Annotated in this window: 9 protein-coding genes; all 9 read right to left on the bottom strand. The window is 47.3% G+C overall.

The features are described 5' to 3' along the window. Nucleotides 1–187 precede the first annotated feature (187 nt). The gene (locus NQ565_RS05895; protein WP_005658250.1) at nt 188–1,546 is read right to left on the bottom strand and encodes a transposase; all 1,359 of its coding nucleotides are present in this window, start codon (nt 1,544–1,546) and stop codon (nt 188–190) included. A 144-nt stretch (nt 1,547–1,690) separates the two neighbouring features. Next, nucleotides 1,691–1,831 carry a hypothetical protein gene (locus NQ565_RS05890; RefSeq protein ID WP_005658252.1) on the bottom strand — a complete coding sequence of 47 codons (141 nt, stop codon included), beginning with the start codon at nt 1,829–1,831 and terminating at the stop codon, nt 1,691–1,693. 8 nt (nt 1,832–1,839) lie between these two features. After that, nucleotides 1,840–3,324, bottom strand: a complete 1,485-nt coding sequence (locus tag NQ565_RS05885) for a glycoside hydrolase family 125 protein (RefSeq protein WP_005658254.1) — start codon at nt 3,322–3,324, stop codon at nt 1,840–1,842. Between the two features lie 35 nt (nt 3,325–3,359). After that, nucleotides 3,360–4,364, bottom strand: a complete 1,005-nt coding sequence (locus NQ565_RS05880) for a glycoside hydrolase family 43 protein (protein WP_005658256.1) — start codon at nt 4,362–4,364, stop codon at nt 3,360–3,362. 129 nt (nt 4,365–4,493) lie between these two features. Next, nucleotides 4,494–6,800, bottom strand: coding sequence for a GH92 family glycosyl hydrolase (locus tag NQ565_RS05875; RefSeq protein ID WP_040316341.1), 2,307 nt, complete (start codon nt 6,798–6,800; stop codon nt 4,494–4,496). A 20-nt stretch (nt 6,801–6,820) separates the two neighbouring features. Further along, nucleotides 6,821–9,313: a glutaminase domain-containing protein gene (locus NQ565_RS05870; RefSeq protein WP_005658259.1), complete on the bottom strand. Its 2,493-nt coding sequence runs from the start codon at nt 9,311–9,313 to the stop codon at nt 6,821–6,823. 58 nt (nt 9,314–9,371) lie between these two features. Continuing rightward, nucleotides 9,372–11,552, bottom strand: coding sequence for a hypothetical protein (locus NQ565_RS05865; RefSeq protein ID WP_005658261.1), 2,181 nt, complete (start codon nt 11,550–11,552; stop codon nt 9,372–9,374). A gap of 116 nt (nt 11,553–11,668) precedes the next feature. Then, complete coding sequence (locus NQ565_RS05860; RefSeq protein ID WP_040316342.1) at nt 11,669–12,484, bottom strand: DUF3823 domain-containing protein; 816 nt, start codon at nt 12,482–12,484, stop codon at nt 11,669–11,671. Nucleotides 12,485–12,512: 28 nt separating this feature from the next. Next, the gene (locus NQ565_RS05855) at nt 12,513–14,579 is read right to left on the bottom strand and encodes a RagB/SusD family nutrient uptake outer membrane protein (protein WP_005658267.1); all 2,067 of its coding nucleotides are present in this window, start codon (nt 14,577–14,579) and stop codon (nt 12,513–12,515) included. Between the last annotated feature and the right edge of the window lie 26 nt (nt 14,580–14,605).

The raw sequence follows: 14,605 nt of genomic DNA, 5'->3' as shown, positions 1-14,605 counted from the left end.
ATAATTAGGGATATTCAGTAAATGTCCCTAAAAAATAAGATGGCATATGAAGATGATAGGGCATGACCACTTCATATGTCATTCTTATTGCCATTTTTCCGTGCTTTCTCACATAATTCTATCCGACAGGAAATGACGTTCCGGAAGAAGTCTGATGACCTCTTCTGATTCTGTGAGTAACATCATATCATGCTGCTTTAGCTGTTTTGTTTCTGATTTTTTCTATCATCAGTATGGCATTTGCCGTATGTATTCCAAAGAAAATCCACAGTATTTCCGTCTTCCTGTTTCTGGCCTTTATCCTTGAGAGCGAGTAATGTTGCTTCTGAGTGCCGAAGCTTCCTTCAAGCCGTGTGGCCCTTTCTTTTGAGAGTTCGCTTCTAAGCACCTTCCTCAAAGGCTCATCTTTGGCCGCCCTTCCCTTGCGCACAAAGGATGTGGATATCCCATATTTTGTACAGAACTTTCTGTTGGCATTATTGGCATATATGGAATCGGTAGCCACACATCTTACCCTTACATTCATAAGCTTCTGCTGCATACGGATACAGTCCTTCAAGCGTATACCCTCATTGAATGCCTTGAACGATAGGTGTTCGATGAACGATATGCCGTCTATCTGTATATTATTGACCTTTGCACCAAACTCGACGGACTTGGTTTCCTTGCCTCTGACGATGGGACGTACATAATGACGGTCAATGCTGACGATACGGTCACTGACTTTCCGCCCTTCAAACATTTCCTTTTCCTGTACAAGGACCTTTCTGATGGTGGAAAGACGCTTATGGTAATCCTGGGTATATCGGAGTAAAGCACCGTACTCGCTATGGATCCCATCCCTTTGACTGAGGAGCTTTTCAAGAAGCTTGATCATACGGCGCTTAAGCATTCTTGTCCTTGAAGCTCTCCTCTTTCTTTTCTTGCAGTAGGACAGATAGGATTCCTCCACATTCCTGTATTTGTTGCGCGGACGCCTTATGCCCAGCTCCCTGCAATGCCGGCATATATGCCTGTAGAGCCATTCGAGGCTTTCCCAAAGAAGTTTCATGTCCGTAGGAAAACGCATGTGGCTCTCATAGCATGTGGCATCGGTCATGCAGACGTGAAGGTTATCAAGATAAGGTTTCCAGTGTGAAGCCAGGACCTCCTGGAAAGAATCAATGTCAAGGCGGGATGCTATCTCATTACGGATGGCACTGACTATCTTGAAGTTGGTTATGGGAAGGGACGGGGGGATCATAATTCCACAGAAAATCTGGTAGTGTATGTTCCCGTTCAGATGTTCCACCAGTTGCCTGTCGGAGAATCCGGTGTATTCCTTCAGGACCATAAGGGCGATCTTTGCGGAAGGACTGAATATGTTCCTGCGTCCCAGGCGCCGGTCCGACAGGCCTGCGGCTTTTGCCATACATTCAAACGGAAAGACCGAATGAAGCTTGCCAAGCTCACTCTCATTAAAACTCTTGCGGTATTTTTCCAGAATATCAAATTCTGTAAAACCCAAAGTAGGGTGAATTTCTGAAATATTTTGTATCTTTGCCATATCTTATTAGTTTGGATATTTCCCCCGTTTTGGCCGTCAAACCTTATTTTCGGGGGAATACCTAAAGATACAAAAAAGCCAACTAATTCGCAATACTTTGTGTATGAATTAGTTGGCTAATTTTGTAATATTTAATGAATGTCCCTAATTAGTATTGACAGCATGTATATTCGGCCGGTCAACCACCGTCACCGTACCAGCAGAAGAGGCAGAAGTACAAGCCATAACCGAAATTGCCAATGTCACAAAAAGGAGGGCAGCCACCCATGTATATAAGTTCTTCATGCTATATCTTAATCAATGCTATTCAATAAATCCACCTTTCCTTCATTAACCAACTTCAATATCAACTCACCGAAAAGGGTGTTCTGCCAAGCAAACCAAGGGCGGGTGAAGTTGGTTGCATCATCCTTATGGAACGACTCGTGCATGAAGCCCGTACCGGCATCCGTATCCATCAGCATCTTGATGCAAGTTTTGATTTCCGCATCATCCTGGCTTGTGAAAGCTTTCATCATAATGCTCATGGGCCACACCATATCATAGCCGATATGCGGTCCGCCTATACCCTCACCGGCTTTGCCGCTGAAGAAATAAGGATTGCTGTCGCTCCACACAAAACGGCGGGTATTCTGATAAATGGGGTCATTGATGTCTACATCTCCCAAATAGGGCATGGCAAGCAAGCTGGGCACATTGGCATCGTCCATCAGCAAATGATTACCGAAACCATCAACCTCGAAAGCATAAATGGTACCAAATTCAGGATGATTGTAGGTTGCATAACGTTTCAAAGCCATTTCCACCTCATTGGCCAAGGCACGGCAGTCGGCAGCCAAAGCAGTCTCCTTGTTCACTGTTTCCAAAATCTCGGCAGCCTTACGCAAGGAAGTGACAGCAAAAAAGTTGGAAGGTACAAGGAACTGAAGCGTTGTGGCATCGTCCGACGGGCGGAAGCAGGACACGATGAGTCCCACCGGACGGACAGGAGCACCCAGACCATCATTGTTCAGCGTATCGAGCGCACGCTCCGTCTTGCGTTGAAATTTGTAGGGACCGGCACCCTCTTTGCGCTGCTGCTGACAAAAAGTAATATAAATATTGCGGATGGCTTCCAGCCATTCAGCACCGAAAACCGAAGTGTCACCCGTCACCTGCCAGTAGTGATAAGCCAACCGTAAAGGATAACAAAGCGAGTCGATTTCCCATTTACGTTCATGCAGTTCGGGCTTCATGTCAGTAAGGTCACTCATCCAATGTCCATCGGGCAGCGCACCATCGTTGTAAGCATTCGCATATGGGTCGATATTGATACATTTGAACTGGCGTAGAATAACACCGGCCAACATCTCTTTCAGTTTCGGGTCGTTGTTGGCAAGCTGCACATATGGCCATACTTGCGCTCCTGAGTCACGCAACCACATAGCATGGATGTCACCCGTATACACAAAAGTATCAGGCTTTCCATCGCTACCTTTGCGGAAGTGCACAGTAGTATCCAGCGTATTTGGAAAACAGTTGGCAAACATCCAGGAAAGCTTGCGGTTCTTCAAAAGTTTCTGTACACGGACAATCTCTTTCTCCACGGCAGTGGAACGGAAAAGTCGTTGTTTCTCTTTAGGACGGTTAGAGGTATAGTTACCGGCAGATGCCGTATTATCCTGCACGGCCACAAAGCCCGCATCGGCAAGAAGGCAGCTACTATTGACAGCCTGAACCATCCCGGCAGCCGCAGCCAGAACAAGACTGAAACAAATCTTTTTGGAATTAATACTCATATTTCTTCTATATAAATTTGAATTGAAAATTGCTATTAGTCAAGTGGAGTTTTGGTAGCTTTCACTCCCTCGAAAGTCATGCGCACCGGTTTTATCTTTCCTTTTTTGTCAAAGTACATCCGGTCAATGCAGGTGGCACGGCTATTTGCTGCCGTTTCTCCCAACGGGCGACGGTGGTAAATGATGTACCATTCATCCTTACCTTTTCCACGCACCACTGAATGATGTCCGGCACCGGTAGCCACATCGACATCCTGCTGAAGAATGATTCCCTCGCGATGGAACGGCCCAAAAGGAGAGTCGGCAATGGCATAGGCCACACGGTAATCGGGACTTCCCCAACCGCCTTCCGACCACATGAAGTAATACTTTCCGTTACGTTTCAACATGAAAGGACCTTCCACATAGTCCTGAGGAGTAACTTCTTTATAGACTGTGCCATCATCAAAAGGAACGACACTAAGTAAATCGGGAGACAGTTTCACGATGTTGCAATGCCCCCATCCACCATAGTACATATAGTAAGTGCCATCGTCATCACGGAACACAAACTGGTCAATGGGCTGTGCGCCATTCACAATTTTATCAATCAGGGGCTTGCCCAGCACATCTTTGAAAGGACCTGCCGGATTGTCTGCCACAGCCACACCGATACCGCCAATCTCAGAGTTGTTCTGTATATCGTTCCCTCCGAAAAAAAGATAATAGCGGTCATTGGCCTCGATGACAGCCGGCGCCCACAAAGCACGGCGCAACCATGGGATATTTTCCTTTGAAAGCACGCGTGGATGTTTGGTCCAATGCACCAAGTCGGACGAAGAATAGGCATCCATAAAAGTCTGTTCATCATAAGGAGCGGAATATGTAGGATAAATCCAGAACTTCCCGTCCAGAACTACCCCCTCAGGGTCGGCATACCAACCGGGAAAAATCGGATTGCCGCTACGTTTCTTTTGAACTTCTTCACCGGATTGCGCATAAACAGAAGAAGAGGAACAAAACAATGCCAAGCAGTAAATAGTAAGTTTCTTAAGTTTCATGGTAAATAGGGGTTTCAAACAGTGATTTATCGTAAAAAAGAGAGGGTGTGTCAAAACGTTTTTCAGCTATCACTCCGTCAGACATTCGGCACACCCTCATCATTAATTGCTATGGTTTTGGCTTTGAGGTCACTTCTTCTTTTTAAGCGTTTTCGAGAAGGAGTAAGGAGCATCTTCCTCTCCTGTCCCACGCTGTTTGTTGGGCACATTGTCCATAGTGAAGCGCAGTGAGGAGCCGTTCGTCAATTGCTCGTGTGTCAGATAGTTGCGTGTATAATCAACGCCGTCCACAGTGAGTTTCTGCACGTAGCGGTTGGTACGACTATTTTCAGGAGCTTCAATCGTCACAGTCTTACCATTTTCCAAATGCAGACGCACAGAACGGAAAAGAGGAGCACCCAGCACATACTGGTCTGTACCCGGACAGACGGGATAGAATCCCAAAGCTGAAAACACGTACCAAGCAGATGTCTGTCCGTTGTCCTCATCACCGCAATAGCCGTCAGGATTGGCATTGTACATACGCTCCATAACCTCACGCAGCCAGTACTGCGCCTTCCACGGCTGGGAGGAATAATTATAGAGGTAAATCATGTGCTGTATAGGCTGGTTGCCGTGAGCGTAGTTACCCATATTCATGATCTGCATCTCTCGAATTTCGTGGATGACACTGCCATAATAACTTTCGTCAAATACAGGCGGCAACACAAACACGGAATCCATTATCTGGTTGAAGGAGTCCTTGCCACCCATCAGGTCAATGAGTCCTTGCGGATCGTGGAAAACCGACCATGAATAATGCCAACTGTTTCCTTCGGTGAAGGCGTCACCCCACTTCAAGGGATTGAACGGCGATTGGAATGTACCGTCTTCATTCTTGCCGCGCATCAACTTATGAACAGGGTCGAAAAGATTCCGGTAGTTCAGCGCACGTTTGGCAAAAGGAGCCAGTTCTTTCTTCGACTTGCCGAGCGAAAGTCCCAGCTGGTAGATGCACCAATCGTCATAGGCATACTCCAGCGTACGGGCTGCATTCTCGTTGATCCCCACATTATAAGGCACATAACCCAGCTTGTTGTAATACTCATGTCCCAAACGTCCGGTAGAGGAAACCTCGGGATGCACTTTCTCCGTACCGTTCTTCACAGCTTCCCATAATGTCTCGATGTCGTAACCGCGCAGCCCCTTCAGCCAAGCATCTGCCACCACAGAGGCAGAATTGTTACCCACCATGCAACCACGGTGTCCCGGACTGGCCCATTCGGGCAGGAAACCGCTCTCCTTGTAAGTATTGGCCAACCCTTCCTGCATCTTGACATTCATGGATGGATACATCAGGTTAAGGAAAGGGAAAAGACAACGGAAAGTATCCCAAAAGCCGGTGTCGGTAAACATATAGCCGGGCAGCACCTCACCATTATAGGGGCTGTAGTGCATTACCTGACCTTGCGCATCTATCTCGTAGAAACTGCGTGGGAAAAGCACCGAACGGTAGAAACAAGAGTAGAAAGTACGCAGACGGTCGAGGTCGGTATCCTGCACTTCAATGCGGCCCAGTACCCGATTCCATTCGTCACGCCCGGCTTTCGCCACCTCTTCAAGCGTCCGGTCACCCAGTTCCTTCAAGTTCAACTCGGCCTGCTCGTGACTGATGAATGAGGAAGCCACACGTACATTCACCTGCTCGCCACGGAGGGTATGAAAACCGATGATGCCACCAGCATGATTGGCACCTATCTCGGTAGTACGGGAGTCAATCTTTCCGTCCTTCACGGCAGCAGTATAAGTAAAAGGCTTATCGAACTGCAATACAAAGTAGTTCTTGAAATTGCTTGGCACACCACCACTGTTCTTGGTGGTGTAGCCTATGATTTTCTTTTCAGCCGGAATGATTTTCACAAAAGAGCCATTGTCCATGGCATCGATCACCACATAGGCTTCCTCCGTTTCAGGGAAAGTGAAACGGAAGGCAGCGGCACGCTCGGTAGGAGCAAACTCCGCCGTCACATCATGATCGGCAAGATAAACTTTATAATAATAAGGAGTGGCGGTCTCGGCTTTATGAGAAAACCAACTGGCACGCTCATCCTGGTCAAAAGCCACCTTTCCGGTGATAGGCATAATGGCAAACTGTCCGTAATCGTTAATCCACGGACTGGGCTGGTGTGTCTGCTTGAATCCGCGAATCTTGTCGGCATCATAAGTATAAGCCCATCCATCCCCCATAGTACCGGTCTGTGGTGTCCAGAAATTCATACCCCAAGGCATTGCCACAGCAGGATAAGTGTTGCCCGTAGAAAGGGCATGCTTGGATTGTGTGCCAACCAAGGTGCTGACGTAATCAACAGGAGTAATCGGCTCGCCAACCGGCAGTAAGGCCGCCTGCATACCGCCTACAAGAAGGAGGGCGGTTCCCCATGCAAAAAGTCTTTTCATTCGTTTAATAGATTTTGTCATTATTTATTTCCAATCAGCTTGCCTTCAAGCATTTTCATGTAATATCCGCCTACTACCGAGCGGGCCTTGAAGCCACGCCAGTTGGGCTTGTCGGTAAACACCCAGTCAGACATAGGCACGCGGTCTATCGTTTCGTTCATGAATTTATGCAGGGGGACGATGAATTCACGGAAAGTGGCTAGGTCAGGAGCCATTGTCGCAGTCCACATGATCCAGTCGGTCTTGGTATAAGTCTCACGACTGTCTAGAGGCAAACCATAAATATTCTGCTTCGTCAGATAATAAGGTATCTCCATTTCTACAATTTTTGTGTCAAATATGTTCATTCCGAGCAATTTATCCCAGACAAGGTTGTACTTCTGGCTCCAGGTACCCGGCTTGTCAAAGGTCAGACGATAATGGTCACCGTCGTTGGCCATACGCTCCCACTCAGCCGCCATCTGACGGGCCTTCGCTGTATAGCTTTCGGCAACATCCTTCTTACCGAGCATTTCGGCCAACCGACCATAAGAGGCCACCCCTAAAATTGCCTTGATGGAAAGATTCGTGTTATGGGCAAAGTGTCCGGCGAAGTCATCGGTACAGAGCTGGTTCTCAGGATCGAGTCCCTTTTCCACCAGATAGTCGGTCCAGGTGGTGAGCACTTCCCAATGTTTGGCCGCATAGCCGGCATTGCCCTCTACGGCAGCAATGGCAGCCGTAAGAATCAGCATGTTTCCACTCTCCTCAACCGGCATATCACCTCCGTAAACCTGTCCGTTGGCAAGAGGATAGGTACCCAAATCATGGGCGGCGAAGGGCTTAGTCCATTTGCCACTTTCACTATAATGGAAGATACCGTTCATCATGCCTTTCTCCAGTTCAGGATTATAGATCAGATAGAGGGGAGCCGAGGGGTAGGTCAGGTCCACCGTATTGATACAGCCGTTACTATTGTTTTCCTTCGACAACCACAAAAGGTCACCATTGGGGGCTTCCACCAGCTTGTGGGCGGCAATGGACTGACGGTAGGCCAACGCGCAGAGTTCGGCATATTCCTTGCCGCCTACAGCAGAAGCATCTTCCATTAACTTTTTATCGAAGGCATAGCAACGTGTCAGCAACTCGTCATACTCATTGTAGGCGGCCAGCATTTCCGACTCGATGGTACGGTCGCCTTTCGAGTTCCAGTAAGGACGCAAGTTTGTACCGAAGTATTGGATGGAATAGATGTCGTCATATCCCAGCATTATCTTGTCGGTGACCTTCCTCACTTTACCATAGTCACGCACCAAGGCCATATTCCCGTTTCCGTCCTCACCCGCAAGCGAAGCTGAATTAAAGGTGCCGTTCACGAAGTTCTTGCGCAGTTCGGAACTGTTGCCAATGCTGTATGCTGTGTTTTCTTTACCGGCAACCATGTAGAAATATCCCCAGTCAATGCGAAGGTCATCGCCCTGCTTAGCCAGGATATTCTGCTCTTTGCTTCCGCTCTTCAAGTAAAGCAGTCCGTCAGCTTCATATCCCTCGCTTGCAGATTGCTGGTAAGGCTGGTCGAGCGCCCAGCGCGGCGAGGCCTCAAAGTACACCTCCACATCGTGTTCCTTGCCGTCACGGGCAGCAACACTATAAGTAAGGTAATTCACGGGGCGGCTCAGCAGCTTCAGGTCTTTCATGAAAAGAGGTGCCGTGAAAGTGACTTTCAAGTCGACATCACCACAGGTAAAAGCGTAGTGTGTCTGCATGGGCTGCACGTCGGCAGAGGTCTGCACGGCTGTGTTGCCAAACACGGTTTCCTGATGTTTCGGAATCTGCAGACCAAAGTCGAGCAGACCGTTGCCTACCGGATTGATACACTCGGCGGCAATGATGTTGTCTCCTTGTTTCAAAGCAGCCAAAGCCTCATCAGAAAGTTTCACGACCTTGTTCTTATTGCATGTGGTTCCGGTACTGTGTATCTTCACTCCGTTGATATAGAATACGGCATCATCATCATTGGAGAATTCCAGATAGACAGGTATGCCGGTCAAATCGTGGTCGATATTTACCGTACGGCGCACCCAGATATTGCGGGTTCCCCATTGAGTCTTGGCTGTAGGTTCATTTTCTTTGGTACCAAAGGCACCACGGTCCGACTTCCATCCGGAATCATTGTAATCGGCAGATGCCCAGTCGCCAGCGGGCTTGTCTGTGACATACCGTCCAGTCCAGTCCCCTTGCTGAGAGGTGGGCACGATTGCATTCATCTCCAATTCTTCAGTCCCCATAAAACGGTAGGAAACACCGTCTACCTTCACCACGCCAATCAGAGGGAAATCCTTACCCGTCCAGTGGCGAACGGGGCTGTCATAAAGGTTATCGCTCATGGACCATGCACTGGCATAAGGGTCGATGGTAACAAGCGGGTAGGCTGGAGCTCTCAAGTCATTCTTGACGACTTCATAAGACATATCCTTGTCACTGCACGCAAAAAGGCATGATGCCAACAAGGGGTATAAAAGCTTTTTTCTCATATCGTTATATAATATAATTGTTTATGTTGTTAAATGCTAAAAAATAAAAGGTCCGAGATTACCAGCAAAACTTCACCGATACTCCGTCAGGATTATTCTCAAACTCTATCAAATAGGTATGACTTGCTGCATGCCAACGCTTGGTATCGAAAACTTCTTTGCCATCGACTGTTACACTCTTAGGACAACTCGGCAACAGTACCCGCGATACGTTTGAAGTCTCGGCAGGACTTTTCGCCACATAGGAGTACCAGCCTTTTCCGCATTCTTCCTGTTCTTCGCGACTTGCCGAAGCCAGCACTTGAGGCTTCTTCTTACCGGCTACACGTTCTACATTCAGCAACAAGGCTTGCTCACCCGGATTTATCTGCTTGGAAGTGTATATCGGTAATTGGGGATCAAAAAGGTCAATCAAACATCCTTCCACAGTAAACGGCTCGTCGCTCACACTCTCTTCAAGCACAGCAGCCAAGTCGTAATCTCCCCTTTGCAGATAGAAGTTGTTTTTGAACTCCAGCTTTCCCGCTTTCGCGTTCTGCTCGTACATCCGGGCCACAAGATACAAAAAATATTTGTCACCACCCTCATGCAGGACATAATCTTTAGGATCGGTACGGATAACACATACAGTTCCCTTACCGTAACTGTATTCTCCCTGATTCGGCCGGGCAGGAAGCCCCATCTGCTCAAAAAGATGTGCGGAAGGGGTAGCATAGTTATACCCATTGGTATTCCACCATTCCCTTACATTCTGGAAAGGGTCGTTGTCCATTCCACTATAAATCAATACTCCCCCTTTCTTCACCCAATCGGCTATGTGGCTGTGCGCTTCAGGCTCAAGCGGTTTCATGTTTGCATAAGTCATCAACAACACTTTTGTGCCAGCCAATGCTTCCTTATAGCCGAGGTTCTCGATGTGGACGGTCTTGACGGGTACCCCTCGTTTGAGCAAAGGCAACGCCTGACCGTAGAAGTTCGCCAATTGAGGGTCTTCATATCCGTTGTGTGTAGGGAAACGCTGGAACATCAAGGAGTTTGCCATCAGTACGCTGAAGCCTTTACTTCCAGTCAGTTCTTTATCAGTCAGAGGCATACGGTTCAAGGCATTAATCATCACCTGCATCTGTGTGGAATAGAAACGGGGAATACGTTCTTTCTTGTCGCTATTGGCACTTGTGCGATATAGTCCTTCGTAAATACGTTCCGGCCAAGGCATCACTTCGTAATCGGCTATATTGGGATAGAGTAATTGTGCAGTAAAGGTAGCCTGATAGTTTTTCTTATAATCTGCCCAGTCACGCGGCCAGTCTTCAATAGGGTCGGTCAGAAAGAACATCTTGCGACCGGTAGGAGCAGTCATTGATTCCATAGAACCATACTCCAGATAGGCAGTCTCGAATACACGCTCACGTTTGCGACCGTCAAAGAAATTCGGCTCACGCGAAGTTCCGGTCCACACCTGAGCAATGTAACCGTCCACACAAGGAAGTGAGGCAAGGCTTGCTTCTGGACTGACAATCTGCCATTGCGAATAGTTCACCAGCGAGTGGGTGGGAACGTAGCACTTCACGTCCATCCCTTTGCTTTTACCATATTCTTTGGCAAAAGTGAAAACTTCATTCAGTGCACGATAGTACAAGTAATACTTGAGCTTGTTCGACAGGTAAGTATTTTCCGGAGACTCGTGTTGCGGTCTCCACTCGAAGCCATAGTATTTTTTCCATTCCTTCTTAAAAGACTCACTGTAACCGGCTCTTGCCCAAAATTCAGGCTCTTCCATGAAGATGGCATCCACACCGGCGTCGATTACCCTCTTCACATGTCTCTCTTTCAGATAACTTAAAAAATTCTCCGATGGTACGATATAGGGCACCATGTGACCGTGCCATATCGTGTCTCCTGCCTGAGTGACCTGACCCTCGTCCAAATGCCATTTTCCATCCCATTGTCCGGTAAAATAGTCCTGATATTCACCCCAAGCAATACCGGTCATAAAGTGTATGATATATCCACGCTCCTTCCAAGACTTCACCCGCTCCTCAAAAGATAATTTGCGTGATTTATCCGAAGGATTTCCTCCTACTCCATACACCATCACCGCATCGGCCCTATTGTCTATAGAAGGCTTCCACTCGCGTGAGGTTTGAAAAGTGGTTTTAACATTGTCCTTGGTCTGAGCATCTACAGAGATGCCTATTGCCAAGACAGCCAAACTTATCAAAAAATGTTTTTGCTTCATATTGGTTTCTTGTTTTTATGGTATTAATCATTGTCTTTGCCACTATAATGGCAAAGGATTGCCCAACAGCCGAGGCTTTTGCTATAGTGCCAAAGCCTCGGCTGTATGCCATCAAGCTATGGAATAAGTACTTCCACCGGCTCACTGTAGTTCCAACGGCGTGTGCCGCTACCTACAGGTGTGTCGTAGTTAATACGTGCGGCAGCGCGTACAAATACTTTGCGGCCCGAAGGTATATTGCCGTTAGACTGGACAATAACTTCCTTACCCAGTAAATCCTCGAAACTCTTACCTTCATAGTTGATACTGCTCGACCAACGCTCGTCGCGCGCCCGATAGCCCACTGTATTTGAATAGCTTACAAAGAACTGAATATCGGTTACATTCAAGTATTCGTCTTTCCAATTGCCCATTGGCTGGATTTTTTCACGGAAAACTTCATCCGACACACCACGTGTCACGCGTACTTGTGCCTTGATGACCCCATTGCTCACCTGCGGATCACCTACAAACTCAACGTTCAGAAAGGGCTGTACTTCAAATTTCACTTTCGTTGTACCACTAATTTCAGTATTGACGGAACCATCATGGAGCAAGGTACCGTCTGTGTTTTCACGTACCAATGGAATGAACGGGCCGTCGATACGGACATTATACTCACCTTTGAAAAGCTTCGTGTTTTGGAATGTACCGTCCATCATACAGTAAAAATCAGGATTATGTTGCACATTGTCGCCCCAACTCAATTCGGTTAGACGAACACGGATACCTTCACTGCCCTGATCGGTCAATACACGCTTACCAGTTGCTTCATCTACCACTTCGCCCCAAATTGTTTCTGCTGGTTCCTCATAATTGTCTATTTCGAACATGCTGCATGAGGTTAACGTGAACAAGACGCTGAATAAGCTATAAAATATTGTCTTTTTCATACATTTTAAGTTTTTTAATTATTGAGTTTTATCGATTAGGCTGCTGGTCGATTACAGGACTCTTTGACACCTCACCGTCCGGAATCGAGAAATAATAGTCCACCGGAGTGTAACCAAAGTCCTTGTCACCGGCAGTCGTATAGTTGAAACAAACATCAAAGAACCACTTGCCGGTCGCCGTCGAATAGAACGGATAGATACCACGGAAACGATAACGAGTCGTGTTGCTGAAACGATCCTTATTGCGTTGCTCACCCCAAAATCCATCGCGACCTTCATAGTGATTCACACGCCAGCGACGCAAGTCCCACTTGGTCTTATGTTCGAAAGCCAACTCCTTGCGACGTTCCTTGCGGACAATATCACGGCTGTCTGTTGTACTAGTCAGCGAGGCAGTCAACAACTGGGCACCGGCACGCTCACGAATATCATTGATGGCTTTCGTTGCTACACTCAGCATATCTGTACCATCAGGAGAAGAGACGCTCGCTAACGAAAGCTCCACAGCAGCCTCGGCTGCATTCAGCAACACTTCGGCATAACGCATCAAAATAAAAGGTTGTGCACTATTGCCTTCCCGAGGAACAAATGCAGGATCAGGGTTCAACCATTTGCGTGCCAATAGACCAGTCATTGCGCTTCCACCATCTTCATAGAAAGGACCGTTCTGACCGGCAGCCGTCATCGTAGAACCGTCGGGCAGGGTCACAATTTCCTGCTGATCTTCAGGTTTCGGACTGAGATAAAGTGTTTTGGGTTTGTCTTTATAAGCACTCAGATGATTGTACTTGGTAGTGGCAGCACCATACGAATAGTCACTAAGAAGCGGTTTGACAGGCGCGGCCCCCGTATAAACACCGGCATAAATCTCAATTTCCTTACCCTTGAACACATCACCGGGGAAGATGACGTAAGCACGCAATCTAGGTTCAGCATTCTTGTAATAGTCCATGGGACTATCATACATAACGTAGTTACCTTCGGTACAAGAATTGCCTGTCGTCACCTTCAGGGTACCGTCGGGGTAACGGTCGAAACCATCAAACAACTCAACAAAGTCTGCTGTCGGACAAACACCACAGTTCAGCGGAGCCTTAAAGGTGAGCGGCAAGTTGTAAGAATCGTAAGCATGAGTACTGGTGGGGTAAACGTACTCCTTTACATAGATGTTCTCAGGATTATTGCTAAGATCGGAGAACATATCCACCATATTCTGATATTGTGCTTCCGGATCATTAGCAGCCCATTTCTTCTTGTAAAGTGAATATACATCACTTTTAATCACCTCGGAAGCAGCTTTGTAGGCTTCAGTGAAATACTTCTTGGAAGCCTCTTGCCAGCGGTCCTCATCGAATCCGATCACGCGTACTCCCGTTTTGGCACCTAAACCGGTCAAACGTCCGTTTACCGTTTCATTATACTTAGCTACACTACCGGCATAGAGCATAGCTTCTGACTTGAAAGCCAATGCTACATACTTATTACTGTAACCACTCTTGGGGCTACTAGGCATCATCAATTCAATGGCCTTGTCATAATCTGCCAAAACCTGGTCCCATGTTTCTTCCTCACTGGCACGGGGGACCTCCAAATTTCCGTCTCCAGGATATTGGATGACTTTTGTCACCAAAGGGATACCTCCAAAACGACGGGCCATGGCGTAGAAAACTGTGGCACGCACATAATAGGCTTCGCCCAAATAGTGGTTGTAAGTAATCTCTGCATAGGAACTCTGATATTTCGGCAGGTTCTCAAGCAGGAAGTTGGCGTCGCGCAACAATTCAAAAGCCTTGCCCCAGTAAACATTTTCTTCACCGGTAAACGCACAGCAAATACCATCCCGGTTCATGGCTTCACCAGTACCGTCAATACCCATGGCACTCAACCAGCCATTAAAGTTCATCCCCCGTTGTGGGAGATACTTAAAGTCTTCCCATGGCATATTGCTATACAAACGTGCCATATAGATGTCCATACCTGACTCGTTGGAAAGCAACGACTCGGAAGTCACGATATTTTTGGGAGTAATATCCATATCGACACATGAAGTGGCGAGAGTCATACACAGCATCGCGGATATCAGTTTATGTCTCATATTTATTATTTTTTAGGTTTATATCA

The sequence above is a fragment of the Bacteroides stercoris ATCC 43183 genome (assembly GCF_025147325.1).
GTDB lineage: Bacteria > Bacteroidota > Bacteroidia > Bacteroidales > Bacteroidaceae > Bacteroides > Bacteroides stercoris.
This window is presented reverse-complemented; position numbering and strand designations above follow the sequence as displayed.